This window comes from Paraburkholderia sp. GAS32 (assembly GCF_050434225.1).
GTDB classification, from domain to species: domain Bacteria; phylum Pseudomonadota; class Gammaproteobacteria; order Burkholderiales; family Burkholderiaceae; genus Paraburkholderia; species Paraburkholderia madseniana.
This window is the reverse complement of record NZ_JBNPVS010000014.1, coordinates 85,341-109,252: the sequence shown is the minus strand read 5'-3', so window position 1 is coordinate 109,252 and position 23,912 is coordinate 85,341. Positions and strand designations below refer to the sequence as shown.

The window sequence follows — 23,912 nt, the reverse complement described above, 5'->3', positions numbered from 1 at the left end:
AAGTCATACTGCCTTCCGGTTTCAGTTGAGCTTGCGCGACATTGAAGAGCTGCTCTTCGAGCGCGGCGTCGTGGTGAGTTACGAAACCGTTCGCCGCTGGTGCGATAAATTTGGCACGGGGTTCGCGTATCGCGCCAAGGCTGTGCGACGCAAACCGGGCAGTACCTGGCATCTCGATGAGTTGTTCGTGAGGCTGCGCGGTGAGCCTTATGTGCTGTGGCGAGCCGTCGACGAGCACGGCGCCGAACTCGATATCCTGCTGCAGAAGCGGCGCGACACGGCCGCAGCCGAACGATTCTTCAGGCGCGTGCTTCGTTCGTGCCCGGTGCCGCGCAGGATCGTCACCGACCAGTTGCGCAGTTATCCGGCCGCGAAGTCCAGGATCCCCGAGCTGGCAAACGCCAGACACGTGTTCGTTAAGGCTGCAGCCCGCGTGAACAATCGGGCCGAGAATACCCATCAACCTACGCGTGAACGTGAGCGGCTCTTGCGCGGGTTTCGCGACCCAAAGCGCACCCAGGTGTTTCTCTCGAGCTTCGGACCGATCCGGCAGCACTTCGCGCTCAAGCGACATTTGCTGCGCGCTTCTCTCTACCGCAAACAGCTCGCTCAGCGTTTTGACGCATGGCATCGTTTCACCGAACTCACCCAGAATCCCTCAGCCGTCTGAGCTGATACGCGTCCTCTGTAGATTTGCGCCGTCGATCAGCCAACGTGACAATGCCTGCACGACATCGTCGATGACCGTCTCAACGGCGGCGTCCAGTCGCCCGCCTGGTATGCGACCGCAAGGCGACGGCTGCAGGGTGCTCGTTACAGGATTCGCGAGAAAGCGGCGACGCAAGCGATAGACAGTCGCCCAGTGAACGTTGAGCAATTGCGCCGCTCGTTTCGCCTGCTCCCGGGAAAGCACGCCGTTTCCTAGCGGTCTCAGCACTGACGCTATCTTCGCTGCCCGAGCTTCAATCTCTTCTGAGGAAGCCATGTCTGCCCTCAATACGCAGGAAGGACGCGCTAGCAGCATTAAAGAACATGGAAGCGACGCTAGCAACGTTAGTGGACAACGCGTGACTCAGTCGTTGTATCGCTACAACAACCTAAAGTCGCTCGGTTTTCGACTTTTCGATAGGTATGTATGACGTTTTACGACAAATTCGGCGCTAGCAGTTTCGTTGACACGGCTAGCGGCAATTGTGAGCTCCAACACTGTGAATAGCGAACTGTGGTCTGTCGCGCGTCGGACGGAACGGATTTACTTCACCAAGCTAACTCGCCACCAAAGCGAGGACGCGAAGCGGACTGCCCGAGCCATTCTTTATCTTAAGTGGAGCCGAAACGATGATCGCGCCGGTCGGAGGCAGGAGATCGAGGTTGGTCAAGCATTGAAGACCGTAGCGATTTGCGCCGTGCATCAACGTATGGCACGGGTAAGGGATTGACCAGGCATAGGCCTGGCCTGCATCGGTGTTGATTGTCTCCACGCCAAAACCGTGAACGTCGCGTTCGTGAATCATCCACTCCACCGCTTCCTGCGTCGGACCTGGCGTGTGCGCCCCATCGTCTCTCAGATTTAGAAATTCAGCCGGATCGGTACGCTTTGACCAGTCGGTACGGAACAGAACCCACGCGCCCGCAGGTATCCGACCGTGCTGCTCTTCCCACCTCCTGAGATAACCGGAAGTCAGCAGCCAGTCCGGATTCTCGGCGACCTCCGCGCTCGCATCGACTACGACCGTGGGCGCCACGAAGTTGCGTGCATCGATCGTATCAACAGAGTTGTGTGGATGATCCTTTCCAGTTACCCAGTGGACAGGTGCATCGAAATGCGTTCCCGTATGCTCACCACAGGAGAAATTGTTCCAATACCAGCCCGGCCCCTTCTCGTCATAATGGCTGATCGTCTCCATCTTGAACGCCCACACCTGCCCGAACTGCGGAGGGAGCTGAAGCGCGGGAAACTCGGGTGACAGTGTCTGTGTAAGGTCGACCACTCGCACATCTCCACGAGCAAGGCCGGAGGCAAGTTCACTAAGAGAGGAATGCATCGTTCAATCTCCTTGTCTGAGAAGCTATTACACGCATACGGAGTAGGCACTTCGCTCGTTCCCGTCGCCTTTATGCAAGAGCGTATCGGCGCAGCGTTTCACGCAGCCGGTTGCCGTGTTCATCGGCGAGAGCGGCGTCGCGCAATTCGCGCAGCGTGGCAGGTGCAATTCTCGCGCCCGCCCTGACGACTGCCGCCATCACCGTCTGGTAGTTCTTCAGGCCGCGCGCGTGCGTGTCGCTATAGCCCTTCACGAGACGCTGGCACTGCGCGACCTCGATAGCGAGCGCCGGATTGAGCTTCGCTGTCTCGATGATCCGCTCCAGCCAGTCTTCAATGCGCGCGTGCTCGATCTGGTAGCGTAACGTGCTGCGGCGCATGCCGCGCAGACGCGAAACCGCATACAGCGTCAGATAACCGCGCAACGAACTCGTTGTCACGACGCGTCCCGACCGCGTGAACCGCCGCACCAAATGATGTACCCAATGCGGCTGAGCGAGCCAACGGCCAAGCGCAGCTGGCAACGTCTCGCAGATTTCCTCGATACGCGGGTGCATGAACTCGTTGATCGCAAGCAACTGATTCTCCTCGGCGCGCACTTCGCCGCGCACCCGTTCGAAGCGCGAGCCGCGCGTCTTGAGATCCGCGACACGGATGGTGTCTTCGTATGACATCCACAGCGCGAGATAACGTGCGGTCTCGCGCAGCAGAGTCGCGTCGTCGACTGGCAGCGCACGGCGCAGTTCGGAGAGGCGGTCCAGATAAAATGCTGCGTAGATGATGTCCTGGTAGTCGATCAGGCGCCGCACCCCTTCGATCGCGAAAGTCTGCGCCTCAGGCGGCAATTCGGCCCGCACGCGTGCGAGCAGTTTCGCGGCCACCGGATGGCTGGGCACGGCCGGTGGTACAACCTCGGCCTTCGCGCCCTCCGTTGGCTCATCAGCACCACCGCGAAGATAGGCCAGGTCGAACGCGCGCAAGCTTGGCTTCACACCGACACCGCCACGCTCGATCGTTTCCGCGAACTGCTTGCGGCTGAACGGCAGCACGCCCGTTCCGGCCAGCGCGCCGAACAGCACCGCGCTGATCACGCTGCCAGTCGCCTCGGCAGCCTCTGCCATGTCGAAGCGTATGAAGCGCTTTGCCGCCTGCCTCGCGTGGGCGATCAACGTATCGCTATCGACACGGCCGTCGCCCATTGCGGCCTTTTCACCGATCGAATAGACGCGGTGCGTGGACGTCACCAGCGTCGTGCGGTCCGGCGTAACCAGACCGCGCTGCACTGCGCGCCCAGCCTCCATAAGCTCAGACGCGAGCACGACGTCAACATCTCCGGGCAACGGCATCAGCGCGAGTACCGGCGTGCGGCTGCTCGAACCGGTCAACTCGCGCGGGAACAGCTCGACATAATAGATCGTTGCACCGGTCCTTTGCGCGACACCAGGCACCGACGTGGTCTGCGCATAGTAACCGTTGTGCTCGCCAAGATCGACGATCCAGTCGGCCAGCACCCCGCCGCCTTCGCCACCCATGGCGAGCACGGCAACCTTGATGGGCTGAGCGTTGCTCATCTATTTCCCTCCTGAATCAGAACGCAAAGCGTGCGCGACGCTGAGCATCACGACGTTGCAACCAGCCGATCACCGCATTGCGTACTCGCTGGCGCAGCTTGTCGACGCGTGTCGGATTGCTGACGATCTGCGCACGATAGAACGACGGGCACAGGACAGCCGCATGCGATACCTCGCCGCATAGCCCGCAACCGACGCAACTGTCGAGCACGCTCGCAACCGGGTCGGTACGTAGCGGATCGGGATTCGGTTTGATTGACAGCGACGGGCAGCCGGATAAGCGGATACACGAGTGATCGCCAGTGCAGGTGTCAGAGTCGACACCGAAGCGCTCGCGTACCACGCGCTCACCCGCCGCAATTGCCTTGCGGGTCTTCGGTTTCTCACGGCGCTGCTTGTTTAGCATGCATTCGCTCTGCGCGATCAGTACCTTCGGCCCTTTCGAGGTGGTGGTGAGCGCTTCCTTCAGCGTTGCCATCATCGTCTTCAGGTCGTAAGTACGACGCACCGTCTTCACCCACTTCACGCCGACCCCGCGTACCGCCTGCTCGATCTCGTGACCGGTGCTGCGTGTCGGATTGAGTGCTGTCGACGAAAGAATGTCCTGGCCGCCCGTGGCCGACGTGTAGCTGTTGTCGACCACGATCGTCAAATTGTCGCTCCGGTTGAACACCGCGTTCGCGATACCGCTCGTGAGCCCGTTATGCCAGAAGCCACCGTCCCCCATCACGGAAATCGCGCGCCTGTCAGCGCTCGCGTTGAGCGCGGAAGCACTCGCGCTGCCGAGACCATAGCCCATGGTCGTCGCGCCCAGGTTGAATGGCGGCAGAATTGAAAACAGGTGGCAACCAATGTCGGCGCTCACATGATGCGCGCCGAGTTCACGTTCGACCAGCTTCATCGCGGTAAAGATCGGGCGCTCCGGACAGCCGGTGCAGAATCCGGGCGGGCGCGCATGCACATTGGCGTCGAGCGCCGCAACGGGATCGTGGAGAGCAACCTCGGCCTGCGCCGCTTCAGCGGGCTCTGTCACCGCGAGGGGCGTGGAAGAGACCGCCAATACCGGAATAACTTTTCGGGGAACCGGTTGCGGTTCGAGCACGCCATAGCGCTCGAAGAATGCGCGCAAGCCCTTGAGCACGGTAGCGGTGTTGTACTCGCCAGCAAGCGGCAGCATGTCCTTGCCGTGCAACGCCACGGTCGAACCGCACTGCCGCAGAATCGAACTCGCATTTTGCTCGACGAAGTTCGGCTGGCCTTCTTCGATCACCAGCACCGCACGTTTGCCTTTGCAAAAACGCTCCCATTCCGAATCGATGAGCGGATACGCAACGTTCATCACATACAGCGGAATTTCCGAATCGCCGTACACGTCGGCAAGACCGAGGCGTTCCAGCGCGCGCATGACTGTGTTGTAGCTGCCGCCCTGCATCGCAATGCCAATCTCGCCGGCGTCAGCCGAGAAGACCTCGTTGAGTTGCCGCTCTTCGATGAACTTGACCGCGGCCGGCCAGCGCTCATGAATCTTCTCACGCTCATGCATGAAGCTCGCGGGCGGCAGCACGATACGGTCGACGTCGCGACTCGGGTTTTCGAGTGCATCCTTGATCGAGAACGCCGCGCGGCGATTGTCCGAGGCGATGAACTGGCCATGCACATGGCAAGCGCGGATGCGCAGTTGCAGCATGACCGGTGTATTGCTCGCCTCCGACAAATCAAAACCGTCCTTCACCGCCTGCACGATGCAAGGCAAGTTCGGCCGCGGGTCCAGCAACCAGATCTGCGACTTCATCGCGAACGCGTGACTACGCTCCTGCATGATCGATGAACCTTCGCCGTAGTCTTCGCCGACGATGATAAGCGCGCCGCCCGTCACACCACCCGACGCAAGGTTCGCGAGCGCATCGGAGGCGACATTAGTGCCGACGGTCGCCTTGAACGTCACGGCCCCGCGCAACGGATAGTTGACCGACGCGGCCAGCGACGCGGCAGCCGTGGCCTCGCTCGCACTATTCTCGAAGCGGATGCCGTGATCGCTGAGGATATCCTGCGCATCAGCCAGCACGTCCATCAGGTGTGAAATTGGCGCCCCCTGATACCCGCCCACGTACGCGACTCCGGATTCCAGCAGCGCCTTGGTCACGGCCAGGATGCCCTCGCCGCTGAATAGTTCGCCCGCACCCAGACGCAGCTTCTTCACCTCTTCGACAAACGACCGCTCAGCCATGGCGTCTCTCTACCTTCCAGATTTATGCAATGCAGATGCCCGCGAGGACTTTCAGCGCAATCCTTCATGTGTGGACTCATCCAGACTCGTGGACTAGTCCACACCGAAGTGCGTCTTTCAATGCAGCCCAGTATAGGTGGCGAAGGAGAGTCAGCCTAATCAATCAAATTCGAACCGTGCATAAAATCGTTTATGACGGCCGTGTGCTATCAATCTTCGTGAAGGCTGTCGATAATCACCGAGCGGAGCCAGCGATTGCCCTCCTCCGACTCGAATGCATCGTGCCAATGCACGGTGACTTCAACTTCCGGAATCTGGACTGGGAGCGGATAGATAACAAACTCGCCTCGCTCGTTGAACAGGCGCGCCACCCGCAGTGGCAACGTGACCATCCATTCCGTGCGCTGGATGATCTGCGGGACAACCGTGAAGTGAGGCACGCGTAACGCGATTCTTCGGTGCAAGCCTTCCGCCTGCAGCAGGTGTTCTATGTTGCGATGGCTGCTCTCGCTCGATCCAACGGAAATGTGCGACAGGGAAAGAAATTTCTCGCGGGAGATCTGTCTGGCAGGCAAGCCTGTGCGCTTGCGCGTCATGCAAACATAAGGCTCGTGAAACAGCAGCGCGTATTGCGTCGTCAGCTTGAGCGCCGGCATATTGCCGATTGCAAAATCCAGTTGTCCGAGCCTGAGCCTTTCTTCAGTGTCAGCGATGGGAATCTGCTGCACTGAGAGCCTGACGGACGGTGCGGTTTGCTGAAGCTTGGTGCACAGGATCGGCAGAAAAACCTGCTCGCCGACGTCGGACATCGACAGATGAAATTCCCGGCTACTGGCACCCGGGTCAAAGCGATCGCCATGACGGAATACTTCACGAAGCGAAGAGATCGCCCGGTTGACAGGTGCAGATAGCTCCGTTGCGGTTGGGGTAGGCAGCATCTCCCCGGTGGTGCGCACGAAGAGCGGGTCGTCGAAGAGTGAGCGGAGCCTCCCGAGCGAATAACTGACTGCGGGCTGTGACAGACCCAGCCGCTGCCCGGCGCGCGTCAGGCTGCGCTCCTCCAGAATTGCCTGAAAGACACGCAGGAGGTTCAGGTCAACGTCGTTGAAGTCCACCACAATGGATTCCTTGCTCTTAAAGATCACCGGCGTGACCAATACGCACCCGTACTTCTTGCAAACGCATGGGGCGGTCCCCGATCAGGGACTGTCTGAAATGAAAATGGCGGCCTGGCGTGCGCCGAACTCACGTTGCCCACGCCAATGCGGAGGGCGGCGCAGGTCATTATTGTAGACGCGTCAAGTGATGGTAGGGTCGTATGATCGGGCGACGAGAGCGCTGTTTGCAAACAGACGCCTAGCGAACCGTGGCTCCGGTCGCGCTGTCTTTTTCATTGTGAGCTGACCTGGAAGCGCAGGCCAGCTTCGTGCTCATTCAACCGAAGATATGCGTTCGGTCGTGGTTACCGCTGGAGCGGATACCGTCCCACCCGAAACTCAGAACTTCTTCCGAATCCCGATCCGCAATGCCACCTGGTTGGCCGAGCTTGACGCCGCCAGCACGGGTGCGAGATCGGCAACCGCGCCGCCTCCGGCTCGCATGTAGGTCGCGCTCGCGTAGACATCGGTCGACTTCGACAGGAAATAGTCCGCGCTGGCGTCCGCCTCGTGGTAGTGCGGGGCTTGCCCGGTTGCGGACACATTGCCCTCGGTATAGCTATACGCGACGCCGAGTTGCAACGCTGGGGTGATCATATAGCTACCCACGATTTCAGCGATGTTGAAGGTCACGTGCCCACCGATCTTCGCACCCAGGCTGGGGTCGAGATTGCCGAACTGTGTGTGGGTCCAGTCCGCCGTGATGCGCGCGGGTCCCATCGTATAGGACGCCCCGACACCGAACACCTTGTAGCTGCCCGCCGCGAGACCGTAGTTGCCGTCCACTGTGTTCCCGGCGGTCCAGACGCCGTCCGGCACTGCCGTAGCCGGATGATCGATCGACGTATACGCGCCGACGAGCTGGAGGTTGCCGGTCGCGTATTGCAGTGCAAACGACTTCGCGCTGTTGCTGGCGAAGTTGCCCGGCGCGCCGCCGAAACTGTAGATACCGACACCTGTGAGACCCGCGAAGGTCGGCGAAACGTACTTGACCGCGTTTTGCAGACGAAAGTCGATGCCGTTGTTGTCGAGATCCCCCGGGTGCGGGAACAGTATCCCGCCGGGCAAGGTTCCGTTGGCCGACAGCGCACCGATATAGTCGCCAATCGCCTCACCCTGACGGCCGAGCGTCAGCGTACCGTAGCGGTCATTCGACAGCCCCACGTAAGCGAGGCGGCCGAACTCGCGCCCGCCCTGGCTGAGCGCGCCGGTGTTGACGTTAAAGCCGTTCTCCAACCGGAACAGCGCGGAAGTGCCGCCGCCGAGATCCTCGACGCCTTTCATCCCCCACCGATTGCCTTGCGAGATACTGCCTTGCATTTGCCACGCGCTGTGCCCGCTCTGGTTGCTGGACCAGGTGAGACCATCGTCAATGATGCCGTAGATGGTGACGCTGCTCTGCGCATGCGCTACCTGGAACATTGATAGGATACCGAATGAACAGGCAAGCAGTTTCTTCATGAATTTTCCAATTCCCGGTGAGCGTTTTTTTCGAGTGGTGTAACTGAACGGCTAGTAACGCGCGCCGCGGAAGCGGCCGCGCGGCGGTATGTCAACGCCGACGGGCAACGATTCGGTGTTGTGCATCCAGTGCGAGACTGACTGCATCGCCGGTCTCCACAGGAGAGTCGAGACGCGCGATGACAATCGGTCCCGCGTCTGTGGCAACGCTCGCCAGGTGGATGTCACCGCCGTTATCCGCACCCACTCGGCGCCGGACGGCAGTCGCCGCCGTCACGGTACCGCCCTCTGCGTCGAGCGCCGACCACTCGGCGCCCCCACAGGACGGGCACAGGTAGCGAGCCGGAAATAGCGTGGTGCCACAGTGCGTACAGCGGAAAACTTTTATGCTCATTGCGCGCCTCGATCGAAAGCTTCAAGCACCACCGCATTCGCACACATACCGTAGCGATACTCGACCATGCCGTATCCACTGACTAGCGCCCGCCGGGCACCCGCTACCTGACGCTCGCCAGCCTCACCGCGCAACTGTGTCAGAGCTTCGACAAGTCCGTGCATTCCACCAGCAGCGCCCGCCTGCCCGGCCGAAAGCTGTCCCCCCGACGTATTGACCGGCAATTCTTCCGACGCAATGCGCGCGATCAACGCACGCATGTCGCCGTCCGGCGCGAAGCCCAGGTCCGCCAGTTGAACGAGCACCATCACCGGATAGTCGTCGTACACGGACACGAGATCCATGTCGACGGGCGTCATGCCAGCGTCGCGCCACAGGGTCGGCGCAAGTGCGGCAAGCGACGTCTGCAATCCGTCGCCCATCTGGTGGTCAGGGTTATAGCTGCAGCGCAGCGCACGCACCGCGACATGCCGGTCGTGCTTCGCGAGGTCGGCGCGCGCGAGAACGATCGCGTTCGCGCCACTGACGACCGGGACGCAGTCGAAGCGTCCTAGCGGTTCCGCTACAAGCGGGGCGTCCAGATACGCCTCGACGGTCAGTGGCGCACGATAGACGGCTTGCGGGTTGCGCGAGGCCCACGCTCGCTGCGCAACGCACAGCGCGCCATAATCCGCGCGCGACAGACCGTAACGTTGCGCATGCAACTGCGTCATCATCGCGAACAGCGCGTTCGGCCCACCGCTTTCGAGGGGCCGCAGCCAGGTGCGCGTCGTCAGGTTGTAATGGTCGACGAGTTGCTTGAAATCCGCTGGCTCGAAGCGATCACCCGATACGAGCACGATCACGTTGGCGTCGCCACACTGGATCGCGCGCACTGCATGTTGCAGCAGGTTGATTGCGCTGGCGCCGCCGTGACAGTCGTCCATGCACCAGCGTGGCGAGAGCCCAAGGCGCCAGGCAACGTCGATCGCGTGATCCGGAGCAAGGGTGAACGATGCCACTCCCAGCCCGTCTACTTCATGGGCGGCGAAGCCTGATTGCGCCAGCGCTGCGGCGAACGCTTCCGCCAGCAGATCGCCTGTCGTGCCTTCTGGCGCCTGGCGGCGATAGGGAACTTCCACCCCGCCGCAAAGCAACACCCCCGCATGGTCGCGTGACTGCATGATCGATCTCCCCTTTAGCGTGCGGAGCGTTGCGCTGTTTCCCGCGCACAGAGAAGCGCCACGACGGTAATCGCACCCATAGCCATAAGCATCAGCGCAACCGGCCACGCCGCGTGGTACTTCGCGAGCAGCGCGGTGGCCACGAGCGGCGAGAGGCCGCCCGCGAATACGGAGGCGATCTCGTGGCCCAGCGCCATGCCTGAATAACGGACCTCCGTGCTGAACAGTTCGCCCATCAGGCTCGGCTGGGTCCCGATCATCGCACCATGACACACGCCATTGGCCAGCAGGAAAGCAAGCCAGATGAGCCCCGGCACCTTCGTGTCGATCAGCCAGAAGAACGGCAGCGCAATGACGATTAGCCCCACCGCGCCGATCATGTACACGGGCTTGCGGCCGATGCGATCGGATAGCCGGCCCCACACCAACATCATGCCCAGCTCGACGGTCATCGACACCATCACCCCCGCGAGCATGACCGAACTCGGCACGCCGATGAACTTCCCATACACAAGCGAGAAAGCAAGGAAGATATAAGACCCGCCGTTCTCGGCCACGCGCAGGCCCATTGCGATCAGCAGCTCCTTCGGGTGACGGCGGATCGCTTCGAGCACCGGCGTGTGCGTTGTCTTGCCCGCCGCCGCTGCCTTCGCGAATTCAGTGCTTTCCGGCAACCTCGAGCGGATGTAGACGCCGACGCCGAAGATCACGATCGATAGCAGAAACGGTACGCGCCAGCCCCAACTCATGAACGTGTCGTGTGGCAGCTTTTGCACGAGAAAGAAAACCGCCGCCGACAACACAAAGCCGCCGCCCACACCGATCTGGCTCCATGACGCATACATGCCGCGCTTTTCCGGCGGCGCCGACTCGCTGATCATCAACACGCCACCGCCCCATTCACCGCCTGACGCGACACCTTGCAGCACGCGCAGCACAAGAAGCAGCGCCGGCGCCCACAGCCCGGCCTGGCCATAGGTCGGCAACAGGCCGATCAGAAACGTCGCGCCGCCCATGATCGATAGCGTCCACACGAGCGCGCCCTTGCGTCCGTAGCGATCGCCGATGTGGCCGAACAGTACGCCGCCGAACGGCCGCGCAGCAAAACCGACGGCAAAGCCTGCGAACGCAGCAAGCGTCCCGATCAACGGGTCGGTGCCTTTCGGAAAAAACAGTTCGCCGAATACCAGTGCGGCCGCCGTACTGTAGAGAAAGAAGTCATACCATTCGAGCGCATTGCCTGCGACCGATGCCATGACTATGCGTCGCAACGACTTCTGATCGATCCCACCGCTGACGGCTTGTACGTCAGGCGCGGGAAAGGTTTGCGTGCTTGCCATACTGTCTCCGGTATGCCGCAATGCGGCACGAAAATGGGCTGGTGCGACGATCTATAGGCTGCGAGACGGCTGAGCGTGAGCGGCTCGCTTCGCGCGAGCGCGCCAGGGTGATGGCGTAGATGAGTAGCTCGCCAGGCTATGCCGCTAGGAACGCTTGAGCCGGTAGCCGGATTTTTCGAGGTCCCACGTGCTCTCTGTCACACCGGCCTCGCGCAGTTTGTACTTCTGGATCTTGCCGTTTTCCGTTCTGGGCAGCTCGCGCACAAAGTCGAGAAAGCGCGGCACAGCGAAGTACGGCAGACGCGGCTCGCAGTACTGGATCAGATCCAGTGGCTCCAGCGTCGCGTTATCGCACAGCACGAGTGCCGCCATCACCTCATCTTCGGCGAGTTCGGAGCGCACTGCGAATACTGCGGCGATTTCAACCGAAGGATGGCTCAGCAGAGCCTGTTCAACTTCGTAGGACGAGATGTTTTCTCCGCGCCGCCGGATCGCGTCCTTCTGCCGGTCGATGAAACGGTAGTAGCCGTCGGCTTCGCGTACCACGCGATCCCCAGTGTGAAACCACAGATTGCGCCACGCTTCGACCGTCTTCTCCGGCATGCCGAAGTAGCCGCTCGCGAGCGCGCATGGCTCGTCCGCCCGGATAATCAGCTCGCCAGCCTCGCCGTCCGGGACGGGATGGTCGTGCTCGTCGACGACGCGCGCATCGAAACCCTCCGTAAGCTTGCCCATGAAGCCGGGACGCTGTGCGTCGATGTGGGCGCCGATCACGAAGTTCGTTTCCGTCGAACCGTAACCGTCCAGCAATGCAATTCCGCAACGCTCGGTGAACTCATGCTGGAACTGACCCGGCACACCCGGCGCTAGCGCAATGCGTACCCTGTGTGCGCGTTCGTTCGGCGACACGGCGCGGCTGAGCAGAATCGGCACCATCGCGCCCAGCACGGACGTGACAGTCGCTTTGGTCTCAACGAGCGCTTCGAAGAAACCGCTCGCTGAAAAGCGACGATCGACGACAAGCTCGGCATCGTGCGTGAGCGCCTGAAAGAAGAAGTTCAGTGCATTCGTATGGAAGAGTGGCAGGCACGTATAGAGCACATCGCCGGCCGTGACGCCGAGATAATCTGCCGTGTGCCTGCCCCACCAATAAAACTGCGCGTGCGAACAGATCACGCCCTTTGACAATCCCGACGTCCCCGACGTGTACAGAATCGCGAGCGGATCGCTATCGGCAAGCTCTGCGGCTGCGACCGGTTCACCCCGCGGCGGCAGCGGCACAGACCGAACGCTGTATGCCGGCGCTGCGCTCGGCTCTTCCCCAATCAGCCACACAGATTCGACTGCCAGGTCGCGGGGATCGAGTGCGTAAACGGCGTCGACGAGATGGGTTTCGGCAACGACCAATCGTGCGCCAGAGTTGCGCAGAATGTGTTCGAGTTGCAAGCCGCGCGAAGCCGTATTGATCGGAACCGCGATCGCGCCGAGCCATGCGCACCCCAGAATGATTTCCATGAACTCGCTGCGATTTGTGCAAAGCAGCACCACCCGGTCACCGCGTCCCACGCCTTGAGCGGCCAGCGAACCCGCACGGCGCGCAGCGATATCGAGCGCCTCGGCGCCGGTCCATTGCGTCAAGCGATCAGAGAAAAGCGGTGCGTGCGGGTTTCGGGCCGCACGAGCGGCCAGCATTTCCGGCAGCGTGAGTCTCGTGGTGTTACTCCCGGGCGCCTGGCTGCAAATCGCAGCTGGCATGTGGATGTTGCCCATGTCGTCCCCGCCTGAAATGTATGCAGGCGAGTCTAGGATTCGCGACGGACATGTGTCAAATTCATCAATTTTGCTCTCGCTATCAATCTGGCGGATTTTGGGGTGGCACGCTCAGTTCGTCCAACCGACCAGGCTAAGGTGCGTTTTTACAGTTCGCCAATTCAATCTGCAATCCTTATAAACTATCGCCAAAAGCGACGCATTCGTGCCGAACCCTGTATTCCCACTACGGCGCTGGAACAGTGGAATTACCCTGAGTTGCGCGTTTCGCATCGAGACGCTTTTCTGCTGCAATGAGGTCGATTGGATAGTCATACCGTACTGCGTCGGGCTGATATCCAATCGCGACCAGTTCCCTGAGTTCCTGCGTCACCTTCATCCGGGTCACAGCGCTATCGCTCGATGTTTGCGCGAACGCGCCCCCGGGGAGAAGAACCAGCGCAGCGGCAACCGACACCACAATTCGAGGCATGTTCATGATCCACACTCCTGGCGAGGCGCTAAATGAGGTTGCGCCAGCCTCGCTCAGCCAAGTATAGGTGCGAATCCGCAGCGACAGAAATGCGTGAATTAACCGAAAGGTATTCGAAAGGATTATTCAAATATCACCCGAATCCCCGCCGGGCAAGGCCTCATTGATGGCAGACGCCAGGCCCGCGGGATTGTCCCGCATCATGAAGTGCCCCGCGTTTTGCACGATACTGACCGCGATACCCATCCTCGATAAACTGTCCGCGTCGGGATGCGGCAGCGAGCGCTCGCCGAAAATCGCTGAACGCGGCATTTCCAGCCGGAACAGCAATTCGCGCCACGCCACTGAATCGCCTTCTACCAACGATGTCGCCGCACGATGGACTGCTCTGGCACAGGAGATCGCGAGAGCGCCCGCCCAAACGGGATCGCCCTCTTTCGATGCGGTCGCGACCGTTTGCGCGTGGCCGTACAACAAGTAGTCAGATTCAGAGTAGGCCGCAATCTCGCGACTGAACAATCCTCCGCCCGCGTCGAGATTTGGCTCTGCGAGAACCAGATGGCGTACCCGGCGAGGCGCCAGCGTAGCCGCGACGATAGCGACCGCCCCGCCCATACTGTGACCGAAGAGATCGACTTCTGTTTCGAGACGCTGAATGAGTTCGACGACCGTTCGAGCATGGTCCTCGACGCGATATCCGAAACTCTCAGGCCGATCGCTATACCCGGATCCCAGCAGATCGACCAGAATGCTGCGCCGCCTCGTCAATGCCGGATCCGCAATCACTTGCGGGTAGTCACACGAGGACGCGCAGCCAAGTCCGTGGATAAACACTAGCGGCGTGCCTCCCCCCGGAATGTCATGGAATCGGAGCGTCGCGCTTTGCCCGGAAAGCTTGAGAGTGCGCACGAATGATCCTCTGTCGATGTGCCAGGCCTGTGGGTTCAGGCGGTCGCTTGAGTACGCGCCGGCGGCGGCAAGACTTCCGGCGGAATCGGGCAATCATAAGGCTTGCGCCCGCGCTTTTCGTCAAGTTCCACTTTTGCTGCGCGCAGCACATCAGGTTGGCCGACCAGATCGACGGCCGTGGCCGCCAGCGTCTGCGCCGCCAGCAACATACCGCGATGAGCCAGCGTCGCCTTTCCCTGCGAGACCATTTGCCACGAATGAAAACCTGTTCCCCATGCGAAGCAGGACGTCAGACATTGCGTGGTCGGAACGACCCAGGTGACATCGCCGACATCGGTCGAGCCTGTCACCGGGCGCACCATGTCGGCCCGATACGGCTGGATGTCCGTAACGATCGGACGCGGGTCGCGCAGCGCCGCCGCGAAGTGACGGGCGCTATTCTCGAAATCGTCAGACGAAATGGTCTGCTGAATCTGCCTCGCGAATTCGACGTCGCGATCGCTGACGTCGAAGCCGCCGAGCGCCCGCATGTTCCGGTCGAGAACCTGATCGAGCGTGTCGTTATGCAGCACGTTCGAGCACGCCTTATCAAAAACGATCTCGAGACGCGTGCCGGTCATCAATGCGGCACCGGCTGCGATCTGTTTGACACGCTCGAACAGGTCCCGCGCTTCTTCGCTGCGCGGTGCCCGCACTGTATAAAGCAGTTCGGCGAGTACCGGCACCACGTTGGTCGAAATGCCACCGGAATTGATGTAAGCGAAATGTACACGTGCCTGATCCGGCATGTGTTCGCGCAGGTAGTTGACGCCGATGTTCATGAGTTCTGCGGCGTCCAGCGCGCTGCGCCCAAGATGCGGCGCGAGAGCCGCGTGCGCAGCCTTGCCGTGAAAGCGGAAATACGCCTGAACGTTCGCGAGCGTGGCGTTCATGAACACCGAATTCGCTACCGACGGATGCCAGCTCAACGCGACGTCGAGGTCGTCGAACAATCCCGCGCGCGCCATAAAGGTCTTGCCGGCAGCAGCTTCCTCGGCGGGGCAACCGTAGAACCTGACCGTGGCGTCGATATTGTTGGCGGCAAAATAGTCTCTCGCGGCAACTGCGGCGAGATGTGCGCCCGCGCCGAGCAGGTGATGGCCGCAGCCGTGTCCATTAGTGTTGACGCCGTCAGCGGCCGGTACGCAGACCAGCGCGCCGCTTTCCTGGCTCAGCCCGGCCAAAGCATCGTACTCGCCCAGAAATCCGACGAGCGGGCCGCCGCTGCCCGCCTCCGCCACAAACGCCGTCGGCAGTCCGGCCACGCCACGCGTCACGCGAAACCCTTCTTCCTCGAGTAGCGCCGCGTGCAGTTCGGCAGAGCGATATTCGCTGTAGCGCATCTCGGCGTACGACCAGATTTCATTTGCCAGTTCAACGTATCGCTGCTGCTTTGCCTCGACGAGACGCTTCACCTGTGCTGCGTGCTCCACATAGCCTCCATTCGTTCAGGATCGGTAGTCGTTTCGAAAGATTCGCGCCGCCAACCGCGGCGCAAATTTTTCCACTTTCTGCTGGCGTAGAGTATGTCGACAGATAACCGGCCAACAACTCAATGAAAGTGTTGCCGTTGACTCCCGGTTGTCTCCTCCTGAAAAAATTTGGTGTCATACATTGACCATGAAGCTACATCAACTCCGCGCACTTGTTGCGATCGCCGACACCGGCAGCATCCGGAACGCAGCCCGCGCCACGGACCTCTCGCCGGCCGCCATTACGAAGGCGATACGCGAGCTTGAAGAAGATCTGAATGTCACGCTGATCGTACGCGAGGCTACGGGTGTGACGCTGACCGAGGCAGGTCAGACGCTGCTCGGGCATGCAAGGCTGACAGTCGGACAGTTGGCGCGAGCGCGGCAGGAAATGGAGCGGCTATCCGGTAAGAGGGACGGCACCCTGTCGATTGCAGCGGTGTCGTGGGTCGGTCTAACGTTGCTTGGAGAGGTTGTCGGCCTGTTCCAGACGCGTATGCCCGAGGTAAAGATGGAATTCTTCGAAGGATTGGCAACCGTGTCGATACCAAGATTGCGCGACGGAACGCTCGATATCTCGATTGGAAGGGCTAGCTCTGTTACGCAAACGGAGGAGTTCACACATGTCCCGTTGTTTCGCACCGGCTACGCGGTGGTCGGCCGGACAGAACATCGCCTGGCAGGATGTAGATCGCTGCATGAATTGAAGGACGCCGAGTGGATTCTGAATCGCGACTCCTCCGTCGACGAACTCGCCGCGACCAATGCGTTCACCGAATATTGCCGCGTCTACGAACCCCGCATTCATATTTCGCATTCCAGCGCCATCGCGCTTGGGCTGGTCGCAAGCACCGACATGTTGACGCTGATGCCCTGGCCGCTTGCTGAACTACTCGTGAGTAAGGAACGATTGACGGTCCTTCCGCTGGTCGACTCCATTGCCGAAGCCGAGATCAGTCTTATATACCGGCGCGCCGCACCGCTCAGCAATGCCGCCAAATACTTTGTGGAGTGTCTGACCAGCGTGATCCGCACCTCCATGGCATCCGAAGATCCTTTCAAGCGCCGGCTCTTTCACTCTGTTGAGTGCCTGCTGTAGGCAGCAACCACTCGCTCTGCGGCAAGTGGTTTCTCCTGGACGCAATCCATTCTCGCCATGCCGGACAGCATGGCGCCAGATTGCTTCGTGTGTACTTTCTGAATCATCAATCGTTCAGTAAAGCAAAACAAATTTTTGACACGTTGACGACACCAAAAAAGAACGTCATTATTTTTTCAATCGCACGGCAAGCGTGCCGGCGCTAACCCAATTCGGAGACGGGTGTGTCAAATCAAGCAAACGGGTGTGAGCACCCGACAGTCCGCACAGCATCGACCCTCGACTTCATTGCGGTGGTCGTGGGCAACGCCCTGGAATTCTTCGACTTCACGGTCTACGCCTTTTTTGCGGTATTCATCGGCAAGGCATTTTTCCCGGCGTTTTCTCCGGCGAGCCAGGTGATCGCATCGGTCGCGGTGTTCGGCGTCGGCTTCGTCGCACGCCCGATCGGCGGCCTGGTAATCGGTGCCTATGCGGACCGTTCGGGACGCAAGGCGGCGCTGTCTCTAACGATCGGTCTGATGGCACTTGGCACCGCGATCCTCGCGTTCACACCCTCGTATGCGACGATCGGCGTGGTGGCGCCCATACTCGTCGTCATCGGCCGTCTGCTGCAAGGATTTTCGGCCGGCGGTGAAATGGGACCCGCGACAACGTACATGCTCGAAATGGCGTCATCGAACCGGCGCGGCTTCTATACGAGCTGGCAGCTTGCAACCCAAGGCGTGGCTTCGCTGCTGGGCGGGCTGGTCGGTTACATCGTGTCGTCGATGCTGTCGTCAGCGGCGCTCGCGGAGTGGGGATGGCGCGTACCGTTTGTCGTCGGTCTGCTGATCGCACCGATCGGACTGTATATCCGGAAGCAGTTGAGCGAAACCCTCAATACCGAGTCTGCGGTCAAAGGTACGGGGGAACTCGTATCCATCATTGTCAGTAAGCACCTTTCCGATTTGCTGATCTCGTGTGCCGTGCTGATCGGACCGACGATCACGGTGTATGTCGTCGGGTACTACATGACGACCTACGGCCTGCGCGTGCTGCACCTGCCCACGTCGACCTCGATGCTGGTCGGGCTCATCACAGGCGGCGTGGGCATTTTTGCGTCGCTGGCCGCCGGCCTGATCTACGACCGGTTTCCCAATACGAAGTGGATGGTACTGCCGCAGGTTTTGACGGTGCTGGCGATCGTGCCGGCATTCGTGTGGGTCACTCAGAACGGCACGGCTGTCACCTTTCTTTCGATGATTGCACTGCTGACGTTGTTGCGCGTGCTGATGGCTCCGTTTCAACTGTGCTTCATTCCCGAGATATTTCCTAACGCGATTCGCAGCACGTGCGTGTCCGTCTGCTTCAGCGTGCCGACCACGATTTTCGGCGGCAGCGCGCAGGTCGTAGTCGCATGGCTCGCCGCGAGGACAGCCGACCCGATGTCGCCGGCCTGGTATCTGCTCGCCGCAAACTCTATTTCGCTGCTCGCCGTGCTGACGCTTTACATGCGACATCGCGCAACGCTGAGACGCAACAGCGTATTTCGCGCCAAAGCGGGGATCTAGCAGTCCGTCGATCCACCCGGATTAATTATTCATGTTCGTCATTCGACTGCGAGGCCCGGCATGTCATTTCGATTACGGGTCGAACGGCAACGGGTTTCGTGCGTCAATCGAACCGGAGAGCAAGTGAATTTCGATCAACTCGATCAAGAGATTGCCGCGCGGATCGAATCGTACCGTGATGTGTGCGTGCACCTGAGCGACCGGCTGTGGGATCTCGCTGAAACGGCCTATGCGGAGTACGAGTCGGCGGAACTGCAAATCCGCGAGCTCGAGCGGCATGGCTTCCGGATCACGCGGGACGTTGCGGGCATCCCTACTGCGTTTGTGGCCGAAGCCGGCGATGGCGGCCCGGTCATCGGCTTTCTCGGCGAGTACGACGCGCTGCCTCACCTCAGCCAGGTCGCCAACTCCGCCACCCGGCAACCGGCACCAGACGCCGGCAGCGGACACGGCTGCGGTCACAACCTGCTTGGCGGCGCGGCGCTGATGTCCGCGTTCGCCGTCAAGGATTGGCTCCATGCTTCCAGGCGCGCCGGCCGGGTCCGCTATTACGGCTGCCCCGCCGAGGAAGGCGGAGCCGGCAAGACGTTCATGACACGAGCTGGCGCATTTGCCGATCTCGACACCGCGCTCACCTGGCATCCTGCAAGCGTCCTCGCCATCGATGCGATGACAACCCTTGCGACGCTCCACGCGCGCTTCACGTTCAGCGGCGTCGCCGCACACGCGGCGGCCGCGCCTCACCTGGGACGCAGCGCACTGGACGCCGTCACGCTGATGAATGTCGCCGCCAACTATCTGCGCGAGCACATTCCAAGCGACGCTCGCCTTCACTACGCGCTGCACGACACGGGAGGAACAGCACCCAACGTCGTTCAAGCTCGTGCGGAGGTCGTCTATCAATTGCGCGCACCTGAACTCTCCACGATCCATTCGCTGCTCGATCGGCTACGCAAGATCGCGGACGGCGCCGCGATGATGACCGACACCACCGTCGTATGCCGGGTGGAAAAGGCCATGTCGAATATGAAGCCCAACAAGGTCCTGTCCGATCTGATGTACGAGCGCATGCTCGCAATCGGCCCAGCGCCGTTCGACACCGTCGATCACGATTTTGCCGCGCGCATGCACGCCGCCATTTCACCCGCCGAAGTAAAGGGCAGCTTGTCGATTTTCGGCGCCCATCGGCTCACGGGCATTCTGCATGACGGGGTCCTGCCCGCTGAATCGATGCCATCGTTGTTGCCGGCGTCGACCGACGTGGGGGATGTCAGTTGGGTCGTACCGACAGCCCGCTGTCTCGGCGCCTGCTTTGCGCTGGGCACGCCGTTCCATTCGTGGCAGTTGGTCGCCCAGGGCAAATCATCGATCGCGCACAAGGGCATGCTGCAGATCGCGAAGGTGATGGCCGCCACAGCCGCAGCGCTCTACGCGAGTCCTTCATTGCTTGAACAGGCCAAGGCGGAATTGCGTGAGCAATCGGCTGGAGAAACCTACATCTGCCCCATTCCGGACGACGTGCTTCCTCCCGTCGCTAAAGAAGGCCGAGCGCAAAGAGGTTCGGTTCGGGGGGCGTTTCCGCACCAATACGCCGGGGGTAACGCGTGATGAAGCGCGAAGATAACCAACGGATCGGACTCATCGAGCAGTTCGTCGAAGCAAAGCGTGACGACTTTATTGATCTTGCGGATCGGATCTGGGATCTTGCCGAGACTCGTTGGGAAGAATTTCGCTCAGTCGAAGCACAGATCGAGTTGCTTGAGCGCGAAGGATTTCGGATCACGAGAAACCTTGGCGGTCTGCCCACGGCGTTCGTCGCGGAAGCCGGGAATGAAGGACCCGTCGCCGGGTTCCTGGGCGAATACGACGCGTTGTCGAACATGAGCCAGCAAGCCTCGGCCGTGGAAGCGTGCCCGGTATGCGCCGGGGGGAGCGGACACGGATGTGGCCATCATCTGCTCGGTGTCGGCGCGATGCTGGCAGCAGTTGCCACGCGCGACTACCTCATTTCCCAGGATTTGCCTGGGATCGTCCGTTACTTCGGATGCCCCGCGGAGGAAGGTGGTGCCGGCAAAACTTACATGGCTCGCGACGGCGTCTTCGATGAAATCGACTTCGCGTTGACCTGGCACCCTGGCCCGTTCTCGGGGATTTTCAAGTACAAATCGCTGGCGGTGATGCAGGCATTTTTCCGCTTCTCCGGCGTGGCCTCGCACGCGGCGGCTTCACCCCATCTCGGACGCAGCGCGCTCGATGCGGTTGAACTGATGAACGTCGGGGTGAATTTCCTGCGCGAACATATGCCCACCGAGGCTCGCGTCCATTACGCAATCACCGATGCCGGCGGCCTCGCTGCAAACGTTGTTCAGGCTCGTGCCGAAGTGCTGTACGTCGTCCGTGCGCCGAACATCGAGCAGGCGTGGGCGCTATTCGAGCGCGTTCGGCGAATCGGCGCGGGCGCTGCGCTGATGACCGAAACAACCGTCGAAGTTGAAGTCGATCGCGCATGCTCGGACGTCCTGCGCAACGAAACGATTGAAGCCTTGATCATGGCGAACCTCGAGCGTTTCGGTCCTCCCCCCTTCGACCAGTCCGACCGCGATTTCGTCACGCGGCTCGCCGGAAACATCAGCGCGGGTGATTTGCAGGAATGTCTCGACGCCTATCGCGGACCCGCCGATGCTCGTGGACTCGCCGACACGCCGCTTCCACTGAACGAGGAACCAGGCTCGTTGACAGGATCGAGCGATGTCGGCGACGTGAGCTGGGTCGTGCCGACAACCCAATACCTCGGCGCGTGCTACGCAGTGGGTACCAACATGCACACGTGGCAACTGGTGTCGCAGGGGAAACTGCCCGCCGCGCACAAAGGAATGCTGCATGCGGCAAAGGTACTCGCGGCGACCGCGGTGGATCTGCTGGCGGAGCCATCGCGTATCGGCGCAGCTCAGGCAGAACATGCGCGCCTTACCGGCGGACGTCCCTATGTCTGCCCTATTCCCGAATCGGTACTCGCGCCGCCGCTGCGTAAAAGGACGGGAAAGGGAAACCCTACCTAGCGCCCAACCGCACTCCTTTTACGCACTTGACCTGACCTGATCCATGACATTTTCCTATTTCATCACGGCGACTAACGAGCACGATCCGCATGCTCGGGTAAGCGCGACACATTGTCGGCTCATTCGGGAAGCCATCCGTGCGACACCTGACATGATGAAGGCCGAGCTTTATACGCCTGCCCAAATCACGACTTATCACGACGACGGGCCTTCGCCCCTGCTCGCGCTGCGGCTCGAATTCGCCAGCATCGAGGCACTCGAGTCACAAGTCACCGCGGGCGGACATCTCTGGCGGCTTGCGCAGTCGGACGACTGGCTCGCGCCGGGCGCAAGCCTGGTCACGCATCAAGCCATGCTGACCCGAACGTTTCTGCCGCTCGCGAGGACGACCGCGGAACCGACGTTGTGCAGCTATCTCGTGCATTACCCGGGCGCTGCGGAAAATTTCAACGACTGGCTTTCCTACTACGTCGCACATCACCCCCAGATCATGCTCGACTACCCGCACGTACGGCAGGTCAACGTATTCACCCGGGTCGACTGGTGTGAGTCGATGCCATGGACGCGCGTGAACTACATGCAGCGAAACATGCTGACCTTCCCTTCGTCGCAACTGCTCGCCGACGCGCTGACGTCGCCCGTTCGTGCGCGAATGCGAGAAGACAACGGGCGGTTTCCGGCGTTTTCGGGACGAGCTTGCCACTACCCGATGCTCACCAACGTAATCGCTCCGGGCAACTAGAAGTCTTTCGAAACACCGGCATTCTTCGTCTGAACGTTACGTTTGACCCTGCAATCTGAATTGCTTGCCGGACGATCGCGCTTCCAGGGGCCGGCATTCCGAAGATGGACATAGTTGACAGGAGAAAGACAAACCAGATAAGTCTTCATTCGCCACCCCATATCACACGCTTTAATATTAGTAATACTTAGCAAATAAAAATAGTCAATTACGTTTTGAAATCAATTTCGTCAACGAATCGCCTCGAAAAATCGAACACCACTAACAACACTTCGAGCGATCTACGCAGCACTTTAAGAGGATGTTTAAAATGTGTAGGAAAGTTCTAATCACCGCTACTCTGCTCGGCTCCATCGCAGGCACCGCACACGCGCAAAGCAGCGTAACACTGTATGGGCTCGTCGATTCGGCAATTGGCTACACGAGCAACCAGGGTTCGACCAACGGCCATATCAATCACGGCATTCAAGCGCTGCCCGGCGCCATGTCAGCCAACCGGTGGGGCTTGCTCGGCTTTGAAGACATCGGCGGCGGTACGAAAGTCACCTTCAGACTGGAGAACGGCTTCAACATTCAGAACGGCGCGCTCGGACAAGGCGGCCGGATGTTCGGCCGCAGCGCATACGTGGGCCTCGTCAACGACCGTTGGGGGACCGTAACGGCCGGTCGCCAATACATGCCGTTTCAGGAAGATGTGGGCAACGAAATGGCCGCCTTATATATGTCCGGTTATACGTTCCACCCGTATGACAGCGACGACATGAACTGCACATTCCGGCCCAACAATGCGATCAAATACACGACACCTACCATCTACGGTTTCAAGGCGAAGGTCCTGTATGCGTTTTCGAACCTCCCTGGCGAGATCAATACCAACCGCCTGTGGAGCGGCAGCGCCGACTACGTGAACGGCCCGATCCACCTCGATGCTGGTTTCTTTACGGTCAATCAACCTGGCCACGGCACAGCCGGTGCGGAAGCGTCGGATAACACGTATGGCGCGCTTCCGACGATTGCTGCGGGCGGCATTGCGAAGCACACGGTATGGGGCGCCGGCGGCACGTATACGTTCGGCGCGCTCCTCGCGAGCGTCATCTATACACATGCGGCCTTCGACGCGACGATCGGCGGCACACTGAAGTTCAACAACTACGAAACGAGCCTACGCTATCAGCTCACGCCCGCTACGGTGTTAACTGCAGCCTATCTCTACACCACTCAGAGAAGTACCGTTGCCGCCGGTGGGAATACGCATTACAACCAGGGCGCATTAGGGGTCAACTACTTCCTGTCCAAGACAGTCGACCTGTACAGCAACCTTGTCTACCAAAGGGCCGCAGGTACGGCTCATGCGTGGATTCTCAACGGAACGGCGATGTCCAGCAATAACAGCCAGTTCATGGCCCTGGTCGGGATCCGGAAGAAGTTCTAGGGACCCTG

The 23,912-nt window shown here is 60.5% G+C and carries 18 protein-coding genes and 1 pseudogene; 7 read left to right on the top strand and 12 right to left on the bottom strand.

What is annotated here, in order from left to right; translation table 11 throughout:
- Positions 1–13: 13 nt before the first annotated feature.
- Positions 14–670: pseudogene (locus P3T25_RS18790) on the top strand (IS6 family transposase); the annotation flags it as partial.
- Positions 671–1,265: 595 nt separating this feature from the next.
- Here the strand turns inward: P3T25_RS18790 and P3T25_RS18785 are convergent.
- The 12 genes from P3T25_RS18785 to P3T25_RS18730 form a co-directional block, all read right to left on the bottom strand.
- Positions 1,266–2,045, bottom strand: a complete 780-nt coding sequence (locus tag P3T25_RS18785; RefSeq protein WP_429358638.1) for a cyclase family protein — start codon at positions 2,043–2,045, stop codon at positions 1,266–1,268.
- 70 nt (positions 2,046–2,115) lie between these two features.
- Entirely contained in the window at positions 2,116–3,615 is a 1,500-nt protein-coding gene (locus P3T25_RS18780) for an indolepyruvate oxidoreductase subunit beta family protein (protein ID WP_429358637.1), read from the bottom strand.
- A 16-nt stretch (positions 3,616–3,631) separates the two neighbouring features.
- Positions 3,632–5,842 (bottom strand): thiamine pyrophosphate-dependent enzyme, encoded by a 2,211-nt coding sequence (locus P3T25_RS18775; protein WP_429358636.1) that lies wholly within the window; start codon positions 5,840–5,842, stop codon positions 3,632–3,634.
- 209 nt (positions 5,843–6,051) lie between these two features.
- Complete coding sequence (locus P3T25_RS18770) at positions 6,052–6,960, bottom strand: LysR family transcriptional regulator (RefSeq protein ID WP_429358712.1); 909 nt, start codon at positions 6,958–6,960, stop codon at positions 6,052–6,054.
- Positions 6,961–7,338: 378 nt separating this feature from the next.
- The gene (locus tag P3T25_RS18765; RefSeq protein WP_429358635.1) at positions 7,339–8,460 is read right to left on the bottom strand and encodes a porin; all 1,122 of its coding nucleotides are present in this window, start codon (positions 8,458–8,460) and stop codon (positions 7,339–7,341) included.
- A 91-nt stretch (positions 8,461–8,551) separates the two neighbouring features.
- Positions 8,552–8,854 carry a Zn-ribbon domain-containing OB-fold protein gene (locus P3T25_RS18760; RefSeq protein WP_429358634.1) on the bottom strand — a complete coding sequence of 101 codons (303 nt, stop codon included), beginning with the start codon at positions 8,852–8,854 and terminating at the stop codon, positions 8,552–8,554.
- Positions 8,851–10,017 (bottom strand): thiolase family protein, encoded by a 1,167-nt coding sequence (locus P3T25_RS18755; RefSeq protein WP_429358633.1) that lies wholly within the window; start codon positions 10,015–10,017, stop codon positions 8,851–8,853. The genes P3T25_RS18760 and P3T25_RS18755 overlap by 4 nt, the downstream gene beginning before the upstream one ends.
- Positions 10,018–10,031: 14 nt before the next feature.
- Positions 10,032–11,357 (bottom strand): MFS transporter, encoded by a 1,326-nt coding sequence (locus P3T25_RS18750; protein WP_429358632.1) that lies wholly within the window; start codon positions 11,355–11,357, stop codon positions 10,032–10,034.
- Positions 11,358–11,501: 144 nt separating this feature from the next.
- Positions 11,502–13,112: an ATP-dependent acyl-CoA ligase gene (locus tag P3T25_RS18745; RefSeq protein ID WP_429358711.1), complete on the bottom strand. Its 1,611-nt coding sequence runs from the start codon at positions 13,110–13,112 to the stop codon at positions 11,502–11,504.
- A 241-nt stretch (positions 13,113–13,353) separates the two neighbouring features.
- Positions 13,354–13,605 carry a DUF4148 domain-containing protein gene (locus tag P3T25_RS18740; RefSeq protein WP_429358631.1) on the bottom strand — a complete coding sequence of 84 codons (252 nt, stop codon included), beginning with the start codon at positions 13,603–13,605 and terminating at the stop codon, positions 13,354–13,356.
- 120 nt (positions 13,606–13,725) lie between these two features.
- On the bottom strand, positions 13,726–14,601 hold the full coding sequence (locus P3T25_RS18735) for an alpha/beta fold hydrolase (RefSeq protein ID WP_429358630.1): 876 nt from the start codon (positions 14,599–14,601) through the stop codon (positions 13,726–13,728).
- Positions 14,544–15,980 (bottom strand): amidohydrolase, encoded by a 1,437-nt coding sequence (locus P3T25_RS18730; RefSeq protein WP_429358629.1) that lies wholly within the window; start codon positions 15,978–15,980, stop codon positions 14,544–14,546. The genes P3T25_RS18735 and P3T25_RS18730 overlap by 58 nt, the downstream gene beginning before the upstream one ends.
- Positions 15,981–16,167: 187 nt before the next feature.
- Between P3T25_RS18730 and P3T25_RS18725 the strand changes: the two genes are divergently transcribed.
- The 6 genes from P3T25_RS18725 to P3T25_RS18700 all read left to right on the top strand — a co-directional run bounded on the left by P3T25_RS18725 (position 16,168) and on the right by P3T25_RS18700 (position 23,904).
- The gene (locus P3T25_RS18725; RefSeq protein WP_429358628.1) at positions 16,168–17,118 is read left to right on the top strand and encodes a LysR family transcriptional regulator; all 951 of its coding nucleotides are present in this window, start codon (positions 16,168–16,170) and stop codon (positions 17,116–17,118) included.
- Between the two features lie 224 nt (positions 17,119–17,342).
- A complete protein-coding gene (locus tag P3T25_RS18720) occupies positions 17,343–18,671 on the top strand; it encodes an MFS transporter (RefSeq protein WP_429358627.1) in 1,329 nt (442 codons plus the stop codon).
- A gap of 123 nt (positions 18,672–18,794) precedes the next feature.
- On the top strand, positions 18,795–20,279 hold the full coding sequence (locus P3T25_RS18715) for an amidohydrolase (protein WP_429358626.1): 1,485 nt from the start codon (positions 18,795–18,797) through the stop codon (positions 20,277–20,279).
- Entirely contained in the window at positions 20,279–21,730 is a 1,452-nt protein-coding gene (locus tag P3T25_RS18710; RefSeq protein WP_429358625.1) for an amidohydrolase, read from the top strand. Before P3T25_RS18715 ends, P3T25_RS18710 begins: the two co-directional genes overlap by 1 nt.
- 43 nt (positions 21,731–21,773) lie before the next feature.
- Positions 21,774–22,472, top strand: a complete 699-nt coding sequence (locus tag P3T25_RS18705; protein WP_429358624.1) for an ethyl tert-butyl ether degradation protein EthD — start codon at positions 21,774–21,776, stop codon at positions 22,470–22,472.
- Between the two features lie 310 nt (positions 22,473–22,782).
- Positions 22,783–23,904 (top strand): porin, encoded by a 1,122-nt coding sequence (locus tag P3T25_RS18700; protein WP_429358623.1) that lies wholly within the window; start codon positions 22,783–22,785, stop codon positions 23,902–23,904.
- Positions 23,905–23,912 lie beyond the last annotated feature (8 nt).

Excerpts from the sequence above, each read along its gene's own strand:
- P3T25_RS18785 (WP_429358638.1), bottom strand. The coding sequence starts at position 2,045 with ATGCATTCCTCTCTTAGTGAACTTGCCTCCGGCCTTGCTCGTGGAGAT.
- P3T25_RS18780 (WP_429358637.1), bottom strand. The coding sequence starts at position 3,615 with ATGAGCAACGCTCAGCCCATCAAGGTTGCCGTGCTCGCCATGGGTGGC.
- P3T25_RS18775 (WP_429358636.1), bottom strand. The coding sequence starts at position 5,842 with ATGGCTGAGCGGTCGTTTGTCGAAGAGGTGAAGAAGCTGCGTCTGGGT.
- P3T25_RS18765 (WP_429358635.1), bottom strand. The coding sequence starts at position 8,460 with ATGAAGAAACTGCTTGCCTGTTCATTCGGTATCCTATCAATGTTCCAG.
- P3T25_RS18760 (WP_429358634.1), bottom strand. The coding sequence starts at position 8,854 with ATGAGCATAAAAGTTTTCCGCTGTACGCACTGTGGCACCACGCTATTT.
- P3T25_RS18755 (WP_429358633.1), bottom strand. The coding sequence starts at position 10,017 with ATGCAGTCACGCGACCATGCGGGGGTGTTGCTTTGCGGCGGGGTGGAA.
- P3T25_RS18750 (WP_429358632.1), bottom strand. The coding sequence starts at position 11,357 with ATGGCAAGCACGCAAACCTTTCCCGCGCCTGACGTACAAGCCGTCAGC.
- P3T25_RS18745 (WP_429358711.1), bottom strand. The coding sequence starts at position 13,112 with ATGCCAGCTGCGATTTGCAGCCAGGCGCCCGGGAGTAACACCACGAGA.
- P3T25_RS18740 (WP_429358631.1), bottom strand. The coding sequence starts at position 13,605 with ATGAACATGCCTCGAATTGTGGTGTCGGTTGCCGCTGCGCTGGTTCTT.
- P3T25_RS18725 (WP_429358628.1), top strand. The coding sequence starts at position 16,168 with ATGAAGCTACATCAACTCCGCGCACTTGTTGCGATCGCCGACACCGGC.
- P3T25_RS18710 (WP_429358625.1), top strand. The coding sequence starts at position 20,279 with ATGAAGCGCGAAGATAACCAACGGATCGGACTCATCGAGCAGTTCGTC.
- P3T25_RS18705 (WP_429358624.1), top strand. The coding sequence starts at position 21,774 with ATGACATTTTCCTATTTCATCACGGCGACTAACGAGCACGATCCGCAT.
- P3T25_RS18700 (WP_429358623.1), top strand. The coding sequence starts at position 22,783 with ATGTGTAGGAAAGTTCTAATCACCGCTACTCTGCTCGGCTCCATCGCA.